At 64.1% G+C, this 16,888-nt stretch carries 13 protein-coding genes; 10 read left to right on the top strand and 3 right to left on the bottom strand.

The window, feature by feature from the left end:
• Positions 1 to 77 precede the first annotated feature (77 nt).
• Positions 78 to 800, bottom strand: a complete 723-nt coding sequence (locus JQK15_RS07125) for a GntR family transcriptional regulator (protein WP_214864480.1) — start codon at positions 798 to 800, stop codon at positions 78 to 80.
• A 157-nt stretch (positions 801 to 957) separates the two neighbouring features.
• On the opposite strand from JQK15_RS07125, the gene JQK15_RS07120 reads away from it, so the two are divergent.
• The 8 genes from JQK15_RS07120 to JQK15_RS07085 all read left to right on the top strand — a co-directional run bounded on the left by JQK15_RS07120 (position 958) and on the right by JQK15_RS07085 (position 11,618).
• On the top strand, positions 958 to 2,445 hold the full coding sequence (locus JQK15_RS07120) for an aldehyde dehydrogenase family protein (protein ID WP_214864477.1): 1,488 nt from the start codon (positions 958 to 960) through the stop codon (positions 2,443 to 2,445).
• Positions 2,442 to 3,251, top strand: coding sequence for a carboxymuconolactone decarboxylase family protein (locus JQK15_RS07115; protein ID WP_214864475.1), 810 nt, complete (start codon positions 2,442 to 2,444; stop codon positions 3,249 to 3,251). Before JQK15_RS07120 ends, JQK15_RS07115 begins: the two co-directional genes overlap by 4 nt.
• Complete coding sequence (locus JQK15_RS07110) at positions 3,248 to 4,003, top strand: SDR family NAD(P)-dependent oxidoreductase (RefSeq protein ID WP_214864473.1); 756 nt, start codon at positions 3,248 to 3,250, stop codon at positions 4,001 to 4,003. Before JQK15_RS07115 ends, JQK15_RS07110 begins: the two co-directional genes overlap by 4 nt.
• Positions 4,000 to 4,809, top strand: coding sequence for an NAD(P)-dependent oxidoreductase (locus JQK15_RS07105; protein ID WP_214864470.1), 810 nt, complete (start codon positions 4,000 to 4,002; stop codon positions 4,807 to 4,809). The genes JQK15_RS07110 and JQK15_RS07105 overlap by 4 nt, the downstream gene beginning before the upstream one ends.
• A gap of 20 nt (positions 4,810 to 4,829) precedes the next feature.
• Positions 4,830 to 5,615 (top strand): SDR family oxidoreductase, encoded by a 786-nt coding sequence (locus JQK15_RS07100; protein WP_214864468.1) that lies wholly within the window; start codon positions 4,830 to 4,832, stop codon positions 5,613 to 5,615.
• 238 nt (positions 5,616 to 5,853) lie between these two features.
• The gene (locus JQK15_RS07095) at positions 5,854 to 8,139 is read left to right on the top strand and encodes a TonB-dependent receptor (RefSeq protein ID WP_251007620.1); all 2,286 of its coding nucleotides are present in this window, start codon (positions 5,854 to 5,856) and stop codon (positions 8,137 to 8,139) included.
• Between the two features lie 83 nt (positions 8,140 to 8,222).
• Positions 8,223 to 9,887, top strand: a complete 1,665-nt coding sequence (locus tag JQK15_RS07090) for an amidohydrolase family protein (protein ID WP_502956793.1) — start codon at positions 8,223 to 8,225, stop codon at positions 9,885 to 9,887.
• A gap of 39 nt (positions 9,888 to 9,926) precedes the next feature.
• The gene (locus tag JQK15_RS07085; RefSeq protein WP_214864466.1) at positions 9,927 to 11,618 is read left to right on the top strand and encodes an amidohydrolase family protein; all 1,692 of its coding nucleotides are present in this window, start codon (positions 9,927 to 9,929) and stop codon (positions 11,616 to 11,618) included.
• Positions 11,619 to 11,660: 42 nt separating this feature from the next.
• Here JQK15_RS07085 and JQK15_RS07080 read toward each other — a convergent pair whose 3' ends face one another.
• Complete coding sequence (locus JQK15_RS07080) at positions 11,661 to 12,119, bottom strand: Lrp/AsnC ligand binding domain-containing protein (RefSeq protein ID WP_017499923.1); 459 nt, start codon at positions 12,117 to 12,119, stop codon at positions 11,661 to 11,663.
• Between the two features lie 304 nt (positions 12,120 to 12,423).
• On the opposite strand from JQK15_RS07080, the gene JQK15_RS07075 reads away from it, so the two are divergent.
• Both JQK15_RS07075 and JQK15_RS07070 read left to right on the top strand, forming a co-directional pair.
• Complete coding sequence (locus JQK15_RS07075; RefSeq protein ID WP_214864553.1) at positions 12,424 to 14,838, top strand: membrane-bound PQQ-dependent dehydrogenase, glucose/quinate/shikimate family; 2,415 nt, start codon at positions 12,424 to 12,426, stop codon at positions 14,836 to 14,838.
• 92 nt (positions 14,839 to 14,930) lie between these two features.
• Positions 14,931 to 16,229 carry a carbohydrate porin gene (locus JQK15_RS07070; protein WP_214864464.1) on the top strand — a complete coding sequence of 433 codons (1,299 nt, stop codon included), beginning with the start codon at positions 14,931 to 14,933 and terminating at the stop codon, positions 16,227 to 16,229.
• A 26-nt stretch (positions 16,230 to 16,255) separates the two neighbouring features.
• On the opposite strand, the gene JQK15_RS07065 is transcribed toward JQK15_RS07070, so the two are convergent.
• A complete protein-coding gene (locus tag JQK15_RS07065; protein WP_214864463.1) occupies positions 16,256 to 16,876 on the bottom strand; it encodes a TetR/AcrR family transcriptional regulator in 621 nt (206 codons plus the stop codon).
• Positions 16,877 to 16,888 lie beyond the last annotated feature (12 nt).

The following is a 16,888-nucleotide window of genomic DNA, read 5'->3' as shown; positions in this document are numbered from 1 at the left end:
GATCATGAAGGCGCCATCAGCGGCGCGTGCCTGTTGGCGGCACCCGAACGCATCGCTTTGTGGTGTGCGATGCTTCTTCACACGCGGTCGAATGCGCACAGGGTTGCCAGAACCTGCCGATTTTGCCGATCGGCCTCGAAATGGGCGAGGGCAGGGTCGCGATCGGCGATCGCGTCGATGATGCGCAGACGGCCGTGGCGCCATATGTTGAGGTCGAACATGTCGGCCCCGGTGCCGTCGCGCTCCACATCGCGCGCGCTCCCTAGCGCGACACGGGTCAACAGCTCGAACAGGGGCTGGCTGACCATTTTGAACAATATGTCCTGCAGTTCGCCTTCCAACGGGCCGAGCCCGTCCATGCTATCGCATGCATCGATCTGACTGCGCAGATCGAGTAATTCCCTGTGAAGGGCCCGGTCGTCGCATCGCGCGGCAGCGGCGCAGAGCCGGTTGAACAGCAGCGAGGTGATGTCGAGTATCTCGCGCCAGGAGCCCGGCTCTCCGCATAGATAGGCGCCCAGCATCCGTTCCAGATCGGCCATTTGCGGTCGCCGGCCATAATAGCCGCCGCCCGGCCCGCGCCGAACCTCCAGCAAGCCCTCATGCTCCAGGATGCGTGCAGCCTGCTGGACCGTGACGATGCCCACTTCCAACTCGCGGGCGAGGGTCTGTAGCGAACCGATCTGTTCGCCGGCCGGCGCGGCGAGGATGCGCCGGCGCAGGGCGTCGGCGGTATGGCGGACGATCTGCCGCTTGCCGGCCGCCGGTTCGGTCAGGTCATTTTGCTGGATCAGGCTCATATGAATTAATGTGCATGTTGATAGAAATTTCGCAAGGGCGATACTGAATGAGATCGCCTTGATGATCTAATAATATGCACATTAATATCGATCCCAAGAGACGCCGCCCGGTCCTGGAGCGGTGCCGCTGCGCTTGCCGCGCCGGAAGGAGAGAGCCATGGCGTTCAGGAATCCCGTGATCGACGCATTGCCGCGTCACCCCATCATCATTGGCGGACAGCGCGAAGTGCCCACCGGGCCGGCGCGCCACGCCCATGTCTATCCCGGCACCGGCAAGGTGACGCAGGAACTGGCCCTGGCGGACGCCGAGGATGTCGACCGGGCCACCGCCGCCGCGCGCAGGGCCTTTCCGGCATGGCGCGCGATGCCCGGCGACAAGAGGCGCGACCTGATGTTCCGCATCGCCGCGCTGCTGGAGGCGAAGTCGGCGGATTTCGCGCCGAGCCTGATCGCCGAAAATGGATCGGTGGCGATGGTGGCGCCCTATATGGGCTATGATGCCGCCCAGAAATTCCGTTATTTCGGTGGCTGGTGCGACAAGCTGCACGGGCGCACCATCCCGATGTGGGGCGCGCCGGCCCATGATTATGTCAGCTATGATCCTTATGGTGTGATCGGCATCATCGTACCGTGGAACGGGCCGCTGTTCGCCGCGACCATGGTGCTGGCGCCGGTGCTGGCAGCGGGCAATTGCGTGGTGATCAAGGCACCGGAACTTGCCCCCTACAGCGTCATGCAACTGGTCGAACTGCTGCATGAGGCGGGCCTGCCGGATGGCGTCGTCAACCTGGTCACGGGCGGCGCCGATGTCGGGGCGGCGATGGTCAGCCATCCTGGCATCGACAAGATCGAATTCATCGGATCGGGCGCGACCGCGCGCCAGGTGCTGGCCAATGCGGCCCAGTCGCTCAAGCCCGTTGGCCTGGAATTGGGCGGCAAGTCGGCCGTGGTCGTGTTCGATGATGCCGACCTGATGCTCGCGGCGAAGAAAGGGCTGACTGGAGCGATTTCTTCCAATGGGCAGGGCTGCATCAACGGCACGCGGCTGCTGGTCCAGCGCGGCATTTACGACCGCTATCTCGACCTGATCGGGGCGATGGCGGGCCATGTGCAGTCGGGCGACCCGTTCGATCCCGCGACGGTGCTGGGGCCGGTGATCAGCCAGAATGCGCTCGACCGGATCAGCGGGATGGTGGCGCGCGGCGTCGCCGATGGCGGCCGGATCATCGCGGGCGGCCAGCGACTGGACGGCGATTTTTCCGATGGCTTCTTCCTGCCGGTGACGATCCTGGCGGATGTGCCGGACCAGTGCGAGATCGCCCGGAATGAGGTGTTCGGCCCGGTCCTGGTCGTGACGCCGTTCGAGGAGGAGGAAGAGGCGATCGCGCTCGCCAACGGCACCGACTATGGTCTGGGCGCCTATGTCCACACGCAGAATTTGCGCCGCGCCCATCATCTGGCGCGCGAGCTGCAGGCGGGCATGATCCATGTGAACGGTTCGGGTGAGGCGATGCAGCCCAATTGCCCGTTCGGCGGCTTCAAGCAGAGTGGTCACGGCCGGCTGGGCGGGGTCGAGGGGCTGCATGAATTCCTCCAGCCCAAGAATGTCTGGATGAGCATGGCCGCGCCGGAGGGCGGGCAATGAGCCTGCGTGATCCCGCAGCGCGCAGCGCGTTGGGCAGCAGGCTGCAGGCTGAACTGACCGGGCGGGATGGCGCTGCGCCACGATCACCGGTTGGGGAAAGCTGGCGCGATTTCATCTATGCCGAAATCTGGGCACGTCCGGGGCTGGATCGGCGCGCGCGCTTCCTGATCGCGCTAGCTTCCGCAGCCGGCGCCGATGCGCCCGCCGACCGGCTGGACGGCTATGTGCGCGGCGCTCTGGCCACCGGCGTACTGACCCAGGCCGAATTGCGCGAGGCGGCGCTGCATGTCGCGGTCTATTCCGGCTGGGACAAGGGTGGCGCAATCGACGCGGCGATCGATCGGGTCGAGGCAGAGCAGGGGCTGGCGCCGGCTGTGCTGGCACCGATCCGGGCCGAACCCTGGGATGCGCAGCAGCGCATGGAGCAGGGCTTTGCCGAATTTCGCGCGGTGATGACCTTTGATGGCCCGCGCGTCGGCAATGGCCTGCCCTATCTGCAGGATGGCATATTGAACTTCGTGTTCGGCGAGATGTGGTGCCGGCCAGGCCTCGATCAGCGGTCGCGCCGCTTCCTCACGCTGGTGGGCGTTGCGGACTCGGCGGCCACCGTGCCGATCGCCAGCCATTTCCACGCAGCCATGGCGAGCGGCAATTGCACCGCCGCCGAACTCAACGAATTCGTCCTCCAATATGCGGTCCATGCCGGCTGGCCCAAGGCGTCGGTGATCCAGGGCGTGGTGCTGGAAATGGCGGGGAAGGTCGCCAAGGGCCTGGCGTGGAACGAGAAGGAAGGGGGCAAGCCATGAGCATTGCAATCGATATGGACGGCAAGGTTGCGCTGGTGACGGGGGCCGCGTCCGGGCTCGGCCGAGCGACGGCGGTGAAACTGGCACAGGCCGGCGCCCGGCTGTGGCTGGTCGACGTCAATAGCGAAGGGCTGAACGAGACGAAACGCCTGCTTCCCGAAGGCGATCATCAAGTTGCGATCGTCGACCTGGCCGATCCCGAGGCCTGCCACGCGGCAGTCGATGCCGCTGTCGCTCATTATGGTCAGTTCGATGCGCTGTGCAATGTCGCTGGCCTCATCTATCTCGCCAATTCGCCCGACATGCCCAAGCCGCTGTGGGACAAGACGCTGGCGGTCAATCTGACCGCGCCCTTCCTGCTGTCGCAGGCGGCAATCCCGCATCTGCTGAAGGCGAATGGCGCGATCGTGAATGTCGTTTCCTCGGCCGCCTTCATCGGCGAGGCTTATGCCGCCGCCTATTGCGCGTCGAAAGCCGGCCTCCTCAACCTCACCAAGGCAATGGCGATGGAGTATCAGAAGCAGCCGATCCGTATCAACGCCGTCGCGCCCGGCGGCATGATCACCAACATCGCCACCAATTTCCGACCGCCCGAAGGCTGTGACTTCGAATTGCTCAAGCGCTTTTCCGGGATGCGCGGCACGGTCGAGGTCGATGATGTCGCCGACATGGTCGCACTGCTTGCCTCGCCGGCAGGACGTGGCTTCCATGGCAATTGCATCTCGATCGATGCCGGGATCACCGCAGGATGAGCGGGATGGAACGGATCGGATTCATCGGCCTGGGTAGCCAGGGCGGCCCCATGGCTGAACGGATCGCTGCCGCTGGCTATCCGCTCATGCTCTGGGCCAGGCGCGCGGACGCGCTGACGCCCTTTCTGGAAAAGGGCGCCACAGCAGCGCCGGACATCGCGACATTGGGTGCGACCTGCGATCATGTCGGCATCTGCGTCGTCGATGACGCCGGCGTGGCGGAGATCGTCGGACAATTGCTGCCCGCGATGCGACCGGGCAGCCGGATCGTCATCCATTCGACGATATTGCCCGACCATTGCGTGGCGCTGGCCGAACGCTGCGCGGAACACGGTGTCGCCTTCCTCGATGCGCCGGTCAGCGGCGGCGGCCCGGCCGCGGCGGCCGGCACCTTGACCCTGATGTGCGGTGGTGCGGTCGATGTCTTCGAGGCCGCCCGGCCGGTGCTGGAAAGCTTTGGCGGCCTGATCGTGCGGATGGGCGATGTCGGCGCCGGGCAACGGGCGAAGATCGTCAACAACGCGCTGATGGCGGCCAATATGGGGCTGGCCCATGCCGCGATGGAGGCGGGCAGGGCGCTGGACCTGGATGGCGCAGCCCTGCGCGACCTCATCAAGGCGAGCAGCGGTCGGAGCTTCGGCTTCGAGGTCTATGCCCGCCTGCCGACGCCCGGCGCCTTTGCCCATGGCGCGCCGCTGCTGCGCAAGGATGTCGGTCTGCTGATGGCCAGCCTGCCCGATGATGCCGGTGCGGAGGCCCTGTTCCGTGCCGCTATGCCCTTCCTATCCGCTGCCTGCGGCGACTGACCTTTTCAGGAGATCCAATCATGTCCTTCACCCTTGATCAGTTCCGCCTAGACGGCAAAGTCGCGATCGTCACTGGCGCCGGCGGGCGCGGTAACTCCATCGGCCGGGCCTATGCGCTGGGGCTGGCGGCGGCCGGTGCCGCAGTCGTCGTCGCTGACCTCAATGGCGAAGGCGCGCAGGCGGTGGCCGACGAGATTGTGGCCGGTGGCGACCGCGCCATTGCCGTCAAGGTCGATGTGGCTGATGAGGCATCGACGCTGGCCATGGCGACGGCGGCCAGTGATGCCTTTGGTGGTGTCGATATCCTCATCAACAATGCCGCGCTGATGGTCGATATCAGCTACGACAATATCGAAGCCGTCAGCCTCAACGCCTGGAACCGGGCCTTTGCCGTCAATTTGAACGGCGCGCTGCTCTGTGCCCGCGCGGTGATCCCTTCGATGCGGGCGCGCGGTGGCGGACGGATCATCAACCAGACGTCGGGCGGGGCGTTTCCAGCGACAGGCCTCTACGGCATTTCCAAGCTGGCGCTGGTGGGTCTCACCACCACGCTTGCCAAGCAGTTGGGCAAGGACAATATCACCAGCAACGCGATCGCGCCGGGCAATGTCACATCGGACGCCGGCAAGATGCTGGTGCCCGATGATTCCCCGTTCATCCAGTTCCTGCAGATGAGTTGTGCCCTGCGCCCGCGCGGCGAGCCGGATGAACTTGTCGGCACGGCCCTGCTGCTCTGTTCGGACGCGGGGCGCTGGATCACTGGCCAGACGATCCATGTCGATGGCGGATGGGTGTTGCGCCCTTGAGCGGGCGCGGGGCGTCATGGCACAAATCGCGATCAGGCCAGATGCCCGTTGCCGGATCGGCGTCCGCGATTCCCGTTCGCAAGATCATCGGCATTTTACCGTAATCACCGAATAATCTGCGGATTATTTCCAAAATCGTCAAATGTTACGAAACACATTCGGCTGCCCCCTTGATACCGTTTCCTCCAGAAAAGAACAGAAATGTGGCGAGGAAAACAAATAAAAACAGGGGGTTTTTATGTTGTCATCTCACAAGGGCCGCCTTCTCAAGCTGTTGCAGGCCGGCAGTGCATTATCCTGCATGGTCGCCATGGCTGGCGGCGTTGCACAGGCCCAGGAACAGGATCAGGGCGAAATCGTCGTTACCGCGCTCAAGCGCAACACCCGCGTTCAGGACACGCCGATCGCCATTACCGCAGTCACCGGCGCCAGCCTGGAAGCGGCGGGCACCAGCAGCTTCACCGAACTGACCCGCGATACGCCCAGCCTGCGCATCGTCGATGGTGGCCCCGGCAACCGGCGCGTCATCCTGCGCGGCGTCACGGCGGCCGGCGAACCGACGGTCGGCGTCTATTATGACGAAGCGCCGGTATCCGGTTCGGTCGGCACCACCAGCGACGCCGCCGGCGCCACGCCCGATTTCCGCATCTTCGACGTGGAGCGCGCCGAAGTGCTGCGCGGGCCGCAGGGCACGCTCTATGGCTCGGGCTCGATGGGCGGCACGCTGCGCATCATCTTCAACAAACCGAGGACTGACCGGATCGAGGCGGCCTTCGCCAGCACCATGTCGGCGGTCGAGGGCGGATCGATGGGAGCCTCCTTTGACGGGATGCTGAACCTCCCGCTGATCGAGGACAAACTGGCCATCCGCATCGTCGGCAACGCCACCCAGGTCGCGGGCTATGTCGACAACAGCTATTATGGCTACAAGAATATCAACGATCCCTACACCTATGGCGGGCGCATCATGCTGCGCTTCACGCCGACCGAGGCGCTGACGCTGGACCTGAGCGCCAATTACGAGAAGGCATCGGGGGAGTCGCCGCGCTGGTATGCCGAAACCGGCAAGCGCTGGACCACCGACGCGCGATCGGAATCGGGCAATTACGACACCAACCGCATCTATAACGCGACGCTGAACTATGATTTCGGCCCGGTCGCGCTGACCGCCATCACCACTTACACCGACCGCGACCGCATCGTCGTCGGCGATGTCAGCGATACCTTCAACGGCCGCGACACGGCGGCCCGCTGCCAGACCTATCGCGGCAATGGCGCCGCCTGCTCCGCCGATGTGCTGGCCGATTATCTGTCCGACACCCGTGCCCTGCTGTCGTCCAGCCTGTACCAGCCGCAAACCGTCAAGAACTGGCTCAACGAAATCCGCCTGAGTTCGACCGGCGACGGTCCGCTCAACTGGACCGTCGGCCTGTTCAGCGAGGATCGCAAGACGGTGGTGCGCTCCACCCTGCTCAAGGCCAATCCAGAAACGGGCTTCCTCTACGATCCCGACGATATCGACAATCTCGCCTATGACCGCACCATCAACGACAAGCTGAAGCAGAAGGCGGCCTTTGCCGAAATCTCCTACAAGCTGTTCGACAAGCTGACGCTGACTGCTGGCGCGCGCTATTATGATTACAAGAAGACGGTCGGCGGCCGGATCGACATCGGCCAGGAACATTATGCCTCGGTCGTCACGCCCTACACCGAAGCGGAATCGTCCGAAGACGGCGTGCTCACCAAGTTCAACATCTCCTATCAGGCGACACCGGATGTCATGGTCTATGCCCAGGCCGCGCAGGGCTTCCGGCCGGGCGGCGTCAACCAGGTGATCGGCCTGTCGGCGGCGCTGGCCGCCTACACATCGGACAGCCTGTGGAACTATGAACTGGGCTTCAAGAGCAAGATCCTGCCGCGCACCTATCTCAACATGGCAGCCTATCAGATCGACTGGAGCAACATGCAGGTGTCTGCCCGCACGGCGGGCACGGGATCGGTCTTCGGCCTCATCTCCAACGTCGGCGCCTCGCGCATTCGCGGCGTCGAGGCGGAATTTTCCACCGAGATCGCCGGTATCAGCTTCAGCGCGAACGGTTCCTACACCAATGCCAAGCTGACCGAGGATCAGGTCAGCACCATCGTTGTGGCGGCGGGCCGCAAGGGCGACCGGCTTGCCAATGTGCCGAAATGGAATTTCGGCGGCTCGGCCGAATATAAACATATGCTGACCGATGCGATGGATGCCGTCATCCGCACCGACCTCACCTATAATGGCAGTTCCTACAGCACGATCAGCCCGACCGACACCTATCGGCGCCGGCTGGACGATTATACGCTGACCAACCTGCGCCTGGGCGTGCAGGCCAGCGACAATAATTGGGGCGCCCATTTGTTCGTGAACAATCTGTTCAACGAACTGGCAGTGGTCAGTTCCAGCTCCAGCAGCAACACCGGCGGCAAGACGGTGGTGTTTACCGCACCGCCGCGCACCTACGGCATCAACCTCACCAAGAAGTTCTGATCGCCTGGCACGGAGGCGGCCTGTCGGTCGCCTCCCTTTTCGGGGGCCTTTTGGCGGCCCCGTGATCGATACAGGGGGATGATATGTTCAAGCGACACATGTGTTTCGCCGGCCTTTCACTGCTCGCACTGGCTGCCGGCGGGGCGATCGCCCAGCCTGCCAAGGCGCCTGTGGAAGCGATCAAGCCACGCGCCGGCGCCAATCCCGCACCGGCGCGCGCTGCCGGCGAAGGCGCCGGCCCGTTCCGCAAGATGGTGATCCGCGGCGTCACCCTGATCGACGGCAGCGGCGCGCCGCCGCGCGGCCCGGTCGACATCGTGATCGAAAATGACGTCATCGCCGACATATTGCCGGCCGGAACGCCCGGCCTGCCGTTCAAGACGGGACGCGCGCCGACCGACGCCGATTATGAACTGGACGCGACCGGCATGTTCGTGACGCCCGGCTTCATCGACATGCATGTCCATGGCTCGACCGACGATAAGGCGCCGGACCTGTCCTATTCCTACAAGCTGTGGCTCGCCCATGGCGTCACCGCGGTGCGCGGCGTCGACCTTGCGCCGATGGAAGTGTCCCTGAGCGAACGGGCACGCTCCGCCCGTAACGAGATCGTTGCGCCGCGCATCTTCGCCTATCAGCGTCCTGGCCAGGGCAAGGGCTGGACCGGTGGCCGCACCAATACGCCCGAAAAGGCCCGCGCCTGGGTGCAATGGGCGGCCAAGCAGGGGATCGACGGCATCAAGCTGCTGGACGATCCGGACCAGCCGTCCGAAGTGATGGCCGCCATCATGGACGAGGCGAAGAAGCTGAAGCTCGGCACCACGGCGCATCTGTCGCAGATCGGCGTGGGGCGCATGAACGCCGAACAGGCGGGCGACGCAGGCCTGGGCACCGTCACCCATTTCTACGGCCATTTCGAATCCCTGCTGAAGAATGGCCCGGTCCAGAACTGGCCGGTCGACTATAATTATGCCGACGAGCAGGATCGGTTCGGCAATGTCGCCAATCTGGCGGAAGAAAGCGTCGAGCCGGGATCGGACCGCTGGTGGGCCTATCTGGAACATCAGAAGGCCAATCATGTCACCTTCGATCCCACCATGACCATCTATGCCGCCGGCCGCGATCTGATGTTGGCGCGCAATGCCGACTGGCACGACAAATATACCATGCCGCAGCTGTGGGATTTCTACATGTCCTCGCGCGAGAATCACGGCTCCTATTTCTATGACTGGACCACCGCGATCGAGGTTAAGTGGCGGAATTTCTACCACAAATATATGCGCCTGATTAACGACTACAAGAATATCGGCGGGCGCGTGACCACCGGCTCGGACTCCGGCTTCATCTTCAAGCCCTATGGCTTTGGCTATGTCCAGGAACTGGAGCTGCTGCAGGAAGCGGGCTTCAATCCGTCGCAGGTGATCCAGTCGGCGACGCTGAACGGCGCGCTGACGCTCTATGATCCCAGGGGTGAAGTGCCACCGATCGGCACGGTCCGCGTCGGCAAGCTGGCGGATCTCGTCATCCTCAAGGAAAATCCGCTGCAGAATTTCAAGACGCTCTACGGCACCGGCACGCTGCGCCTCAACGAACAGACCCAGCGACTCGAGCGGGTGGGCGGCGTCAGCTACACGGTCAAGGACGGCATCGTCTATGACGCGAAGAAATTGCTGGCGGATGTCGCGGACATGGTCGTTGCGGAAAAGCGGCGCATGGGCATGCCGGAACAGGGGCTACCCCATCCCTGACGGGGCGGGGCGTGATAATTCAACAGGGACGGGAAAAGAATGAAGAACAAGATGCTGATCCGGTCGGGCCTTGCTGCGCTCGCCCTCATGACGGTCGCCAGCGCTTCCCAGGCGCATGATCCGGACGAATGGTATGTCGGCGGCGCGGCCGGCATCGTCAACGGCAAGAAGCCGACCTTTGTGCCCGCGCCGGCGCGCGGCAGCGCTGACAATGTCGGCCCCTTCCGCAAGCTGGTGATCCGTGGCGCGACCCTGATCGACGGCACCGGCGCGCCGCCGCGCGGCCCCTATGACATCGTGGTGGAAGGCAACAAGATCACCGCGATCACCCAGGCCGGCTGGCCCGGCCTGCCGCAGGCGAAGGGGCGTGCGCCGACCGACGCCGATTATGAGATCGACGCGACCGGCATGTATGTGATGCCCGGTTTCAACGACATGCATGTCCACACCCCCGCCAGCGACAAGGCGCCGGACATGAGCTATGCCTACAAGCTGTGGCTGGCCCATGGCGTGACCACGGTGCGCGGCGTGCCGCTGGCCGATCCGGTCGTGGCCAGTTCGGAAAAGAACCGCTCCGCCGCCAACGAGATCGCTGCGCCGCGCATCTTCAACTATCAGACATTGGGCGCCGGCTGGGACGGCGGGCCGATCGACAGCCCGGACAAGGCGCGCGCCTGGGTCAAATGGGCCGCGGCTCATAACATCGACGGCATCAAATTCTTCAATCGACCCGAGGAAACGCCGCAGATCATCGCCGCCGCCATCGACGAGGCACACAAGAACAAGATGGGCACCACGGCCCATCTGTCACAGACCGGCGTCGCCAATTTCAACGCCTATGACGCGGCCGAGGCGGGGCTGGATACCGTCACCCATTATTATGGCCATTTCGAATCTCTGCTGAAGGACGGGACGATCCAGCGCTTCCCGTCCGACTATGACTATAACAACGAACAGCATCGCTTCGGCGAGGTGGCGGAAATCTGGAACCAGACGGTCGAGCCGGAATCCGAACGCTGGTGGGATTATCTGAAGCATCAGAAGGAGAAGCATGTCACCTTCGACCCGACGATGAACATCTATGCCGCATCCCGCGACCTGATGCGGGCGCGTAATGCCGACTGGCAAAATCTCTACACCACGCCGCAGCTCTGGGCCTATTTCCAGTCGACCCGCGACAATCACGGTTCCTATTTCTACGACTGGGGCACCGAGAACGAGTTTGCGTGGAAGAAATTCTACAACAACTATTTCAAGCTGGTGAACGACTATAAGAATATCGGTGGCCGGGTGACGGTCGGCACCGACTCCGGCTTCATCTACAAAGTCTATGGCTTCGCCTATATCGAGGAACTGGAACTGCTGCGGGAAGCCGGCTTCTCGCCGCTGGAAATCATGCGCTCGGCCACCATGTGGGGTTCGCAGACCCTCTATGAGCCCAAGGGCATGGCGCCGCCGACCGGCGTGCTGCGCGTCGGCATGCTGGCCGACATGGTGATTACCAAGGAAAACCCGCTGGCCAATCTCAATACCCTCTATGGCACCGGTCATTCGCGCCTGAACCCGGAAACCAACAAGCAGGAAATGGTCGGCGGCGTCAGCTACACGATCAAGGATGGCATCGTCTATGACGCCAAAAAGCTGCTGGCCGAAGTGGCCGAGATGGTGAAGGCGGAAAAGGCGCGCACCGGCCAGACTGGCGCCGGCCCGGCCAATCCCAACGCCATGTAATGGATCGAAAGCGGCGCTCTGGGAAAGGGCGCCGCTTTCATGTCACAGCGGCAGCGCCGTCGTCGACTTGACCTCTTCCAGCACCGCATAGGTCCGCGTCTCGCGCACGCCGGGCATGTCGACCAGTTCCTCGGCCAGGAATTTCCGATAGGCGGCCATGTCCTTCATCCGGACCTTGATCAGATAGTCGAAGCCGCCGGCCACCATATGGCATTCCAATATGTCCCGCTGCCGCCGTGTCGCTTCGGCAAACTGGCGGAAGATGTCGCCGGTGGTGCGGTTGAGCAGCACTTCGATGAAGATCAGCAGCGGCCGCTGGTTGAGGTGCGGATCGAGCAGCGCGACATAGGAAGAGATATAGCCATTGTCCCGCAGCTTGCGGGTCCGGTCGAAACAGGCCGATGGCGAGAGGTTGCAATGCTTGGCCAGATCCTGGTTGGTTATGCGACCATCGATCTGAAGCTTGTTCAATATCTTCCGGTCAGTTTCGTCCAGGTTCATCGAAACCCCCAAAACCCTAGCAGTTGGCCAAACCTCAACGATATCTGTGCAAGTCGCGGAAAATGCTGGGCTGCGATCCCATGGGCTCATGCCGGGGATAACGTATCGCTGTGGGAAACCCTCAGCGGCATCGGACGTCCCTCGCAGGATTAGCGCCCAACTTGCCAGCGAGGCAGGAGTGTACTAAATGGTACACAATGTCGCAGCCGTCAGGGCTGGGCGACTCGATCGGCCTGTGGACCCGTGGGCACCGCTCTCCGACGACCAAAAGAGATGAAGGAGGTGCCGCGTGTCAGGCACGAAAATGCACGGCCAGCCGCTCGTTCGCGGTTGGCTGCTTCTGTTGGGGGCGGTGATCCTTGCCGCTGGCCTCTTTTTCGCCATCGGCGGCGGCAAGCTCGTCAGCCTGGGCGGTAGTCCCTATTTCCTGATCGCCGGCATTGCGCTGGTTTTTGCGGGCGGCCTCATCGCCCTGCGCAAGACCAGCGGCGGCCTGCTGTTCGGCGCCACCTTCCTGGTGACGGTCCTCTGGGCGCTGTGGGAAGTCGGCTTCAGCTTCTGGCCGCTCATTTCCCGCCTGTTGGCGATGGGTGTCGGCGCGACCGTCGTTGCGCTCTCCTATCCGCTGCTGCGGCGCGGCGACGGTTCTGCGCCCGCCTGGCGGCCTGCATTGCTGATGGCAACGCTGGTCGGCCTGGGTTCGGCGGCCGGTGCGGCCGGCATGTTCATGGTCCATCCGACCGTGCCCTTTGCCGGGCAGGTGGCTTCGCTGGTGCCGGTCGATCCGGCGCGCGAGCAGAAGGACTGGACCGCCTATGGCAATACGCCAGGTGGCAGCCGTTTCGTCGCGCTCGATCAGATCACCCGCGACAATGTGAACAAGCTCAAGGTCGCCTGGACCTATCGCACCGGTGACATCGCCCAGAGCGACGGCAATGGTGCCGAGGACCAGAATACCCCGCTGCAGGTCGGCGACACGCTGTTCATCTGCACCCCGCATAATAATGTCATCGCCCTTGACGCCGATACCGGGCGCGAGAAGTGGAAGACGCTGATCAATGCCAGGGCATCGGTCTGGATGCGCTGCCGGGGCCTTGCCTATTTCGACGCCCATGCGCCGATCCAGCAGCCCAGCCTGCCCGGCGCGACGCCGGTGACCGCCGTGACGGTGCCGACGGGCGCCGCCTGCCAGCGCCGCATCCTGATGAACACGATCAATGCCGAACTGATTGCGCTGGATGCCGACACCGGCAAATATTGCGCCGATTTCGGCACCAATGGCCGGGTCGACCTGAAGGCCGGCCTCGGCGATGCACCCGATCCCCAATATCAGCTCACCTCCGCGCCGACGCTGGCCGGCACGACCGTCGTGGTCGGTGGCCGCGTCGCCGACAATGTCCAGGTCGACATGCCCGGAGGCGTGATGCGCGGCTTCGACGTCATTACGGGCAAGCTACGCTGGGCCTTCGATCCGGGCAATCCGGCCATCACCGGCACCCCGCCGGCGGGCAAGAGCTACACCCGCTCTACCCCCAATGTCTGGGCTGCCATGTCCTATGATCCGGCGTCCAACACCGTGTTCATGCCGGTCGGCAGCGCCTCGGTCGATCTCTATGGCGTCACCCGCAGCGCGCTCGATCACACATATGGTGCGTCGATGCTGGCGCTCGACGCCACCACCGGCCGCGAGAAATGGCATTTCCAGACGGTCCATAACGACCTTTGGGACTTCGACCTGCCGATGCAGCCGAGCTTCGTAGACTTTCCCGTCGATGCCGCCCAGAAGGTGCCGGCTTTGGTCTTCGGCACCAAGGCCGGGCAGGTCTATGTGCTCGATCGCGCCACCGGCAAGCCGCTCACCGACGTCAAGGAAGTGCCGGTCAAGCCTGCGAACATTCCAGGCGAGCCCTATTCGCTGACCCAGCCCAAGTCGCTTGGCATGCCGCAGATCGGCGTCGGTCCGCTGACCGAGGCGGACATGTGGGGCGCGACCCCGTTCGACCAGTTGCTCTGCCGCATCGCCTTCAAGGGCATGCGCTATGAGGGGCTGTACACCGCGCCGGGCACCGACAAGTCGCTGAGCTTCCCCGGATCGCTGGGCGGCATGAACTGGGGCGGCATCTCGACCGATCCGACCAGCGGCACCATCTTCGTCAACGACATGCGGCTGGGCCTGTGGGTGCAGATGTTCCCGCAGACCGCGGCGCAGAAGGGGCAGTCGGGCAGCGCGGGCGAAGCGGTCAATACCGGCATGGGCAGCGTTCCGCTGAAGGGCACGCCCTATTCGGTGGTGAAGGATCGCTTCCTGTCGGCACTCGGCATTCCCTGCCAGGCGCCGCCCTATGGCACGCTGACCGCGATCGATCTCAAGAGCCGAGCCATCAAGTGGCAGGTGCCGGTGGGCACCGTGCGCGACACCGGGCCGATGGGTATCCGCATGGGCCTGCCGATCCCGATCGGCATGCCGACGCTGGGTGGCACGCTGGCGACGCAGGGCGGCCTGGTCTTCATCGCCGGCACGCAGGATTTCTATCTGCGCGCCTTCAACGCGGCGACCGGTGCGGAAGTGTGGAAGGCCCGCCTGCCGGTCGGCAGCCAGGGCGGCCCGATGAGCTACAAGTCGCCCAAGAGCGGCAAGCAATATGTGGTCGTGACGGCAGGCGGCGCGCGCCAGTCGCCCGACCGGGGCGATTATGTGATCGCCTACACGCTGCGCTGAACCATGGGCGGGGCGGCCCGGCGCCGCTCCGCCTGCCTTTCGTCATCTTTCATGTCACTGCGCGCAGATGTGCCGCGCGGAAGGGAGGGGCTTTGGCCCAACATCTTCACCTCCATGCCCGCCCGACGCTGGCGGCATTGCTGATCCTGCTGCCGGTTGCGGGCGCCCATGCGCAGGACGTCGCTTCGGAAAAGCCCGTGGCGGCCCCGCGCGAGACGCTGACCGGCGACTGGGGCGGGCTGCGCACGCGGCTGAAGCAGGCGGGTGTCACCGTGCGCGCGGACTATGTCGGCGAAGCCTTCGCCGCGGTCGATGGCGGCGAGCGGCGGGGTAGTGCCTATACCCAGCAATTGCGCGCCAGCCTCGATTTCGACATGGACCGGATCGTCGGCATCTCTGGCGGCATCGTGCATGTCACCATCAACGACCGGCGCGGCGTTGGCCTCTCCTCCGACATCGTCGGCAATCGCCTGCCGATCCAGGAGGCGGCCGGCGGCAATTATACCCGCCTTTCGGAATTCAGCTACGAACAGAATATCGACAATGGCCGGCTCAACCTGCGCCTGGGCTATTTTGCCATGGGCAATGATCTGGGCGGGATGATCCTGGGCTGCAATTTCGTCAATGCGGCCTTCTGTGCCCATCCGCTGTCGGAATCGGGCAATAGTGGCTGGTATAATTATCCCAATGCCCGCTGGGGCGCGGCGGTGCGCTATCGCATCCGGCCGGATCTGGCGCTGCGCACCGGCGTCTATCAGGTCAATCCGCGCCTCAACGATCCCGACAATGCCTTCCGCCCCTTTGCCGGCGGCACGACTGGCGTTCTGCTGCCGCTGGAGCTGGAATATGATCCCGGCATCGCGCCGGGCAGCCATGTGCTGCCGGGCCATTACAAGATCGGCGCCTATTATGACACGTCACGCGCCGCCCGGCGCGGCGAGCAGGGCATGTTGCGTGGCCGATACGGCGTCTATGCGCTGGCCGACCAGATGATCCTGCGCGAAGGGACGGGCAATCGCGGCCTTTCCGTCTTCGCCCAGTTCACCGCCAATCCGGAGGCGTCGGCCCAGATCACCCACTGGTATGCCGCCGGCCTGGTCAAGACGGGCACTTTTGCCGGCCGGGACGCCGACAGCATCTCGATCGGCATCGTCCATGCGCAGGTCAATCCACGCCTGCGCCGTGCCGAGGCCGATGCGCAGGATATTCCCGGCGGCTATGCCGCGCTGCCGGTGGGCGAGACCGCGATCGAGATGAGCTATGGCATCCAGTTGCGGCGCTGGCTCAGCATCCGGCCGGACGTGCAATATATTCTCGATCCCGGCGCCTTTTCCTACCGCCGCACCAATGATGCGCTGGCGCTGGGCGGCCAGGTCAAGATGCAGTTCTGATCCGTCCCATGGTCTCGGCCCAGCCTTCAGGCGTCTGCCCGGCAGTAGCGCAGCACATTGTCGATAACCTGCGCGCGCCGCCGCTCGGCCGCCGCTTCGCTGGTCATGTCGACGCCGAAGATCGCGTGGAAGCTGTGGCGGTTGGACACGAAATAGAAGGCGAGGGCGCTGATCGTCATGTGCAGGTCGACGGCGTCCAGCCCGGCGCGGAAGCTGCCATCGGCAATGCCGCGATCGATCAGCGCCTGGGTCTTGGGCAGGACGATCTCATTATGCCCTTGCGAAATCTCGCCGACATGCGGGCCGCCCCGGATATTCTCGTCCATCACCAGCCGCACCAGTTCGGGATGGTTGAAATGATAGTCGAAGGTGAGGGCGGTCAGCCGCTCCAGCGCGGCGAGCGGCGGCAGGTCGCCCAGTTCGGCCTCAAGCTCGGCCGATCTGATACCGCGATAGGCTTCGGTCAGGACCGCGCGATAGAGCCCGTCCTTGCTGCCGAAATGATAATAGATCATCCGCTTGGACGTCGCGGTCGCCGCCGCAATCTCGTCCACCCGCGCGCCGGCATAGCCTTTTTCCGCGAAATGCCGGGTAGCGATCGTGACGATGTCGCGCCGGTTGTGTTCGGTGAAATTCTGCTTGTCCACGCCTCGCTTTGC

The organism is Sphingobium sp. BHU LFT2, from assembly GCF_018604485.1.
Classification (GTDB): Bacteria; Pseudomonadota; Alphaproteobacteria; order Sphingomonadales; family Sphingomonadaceae; genus Sphingobium; species Sphingobium yanoikuyae_A.
Note: the sequence above shows the minus strand (reverse complement) of the source record. Positions and strands in the feature narration are given on the sequence as shown.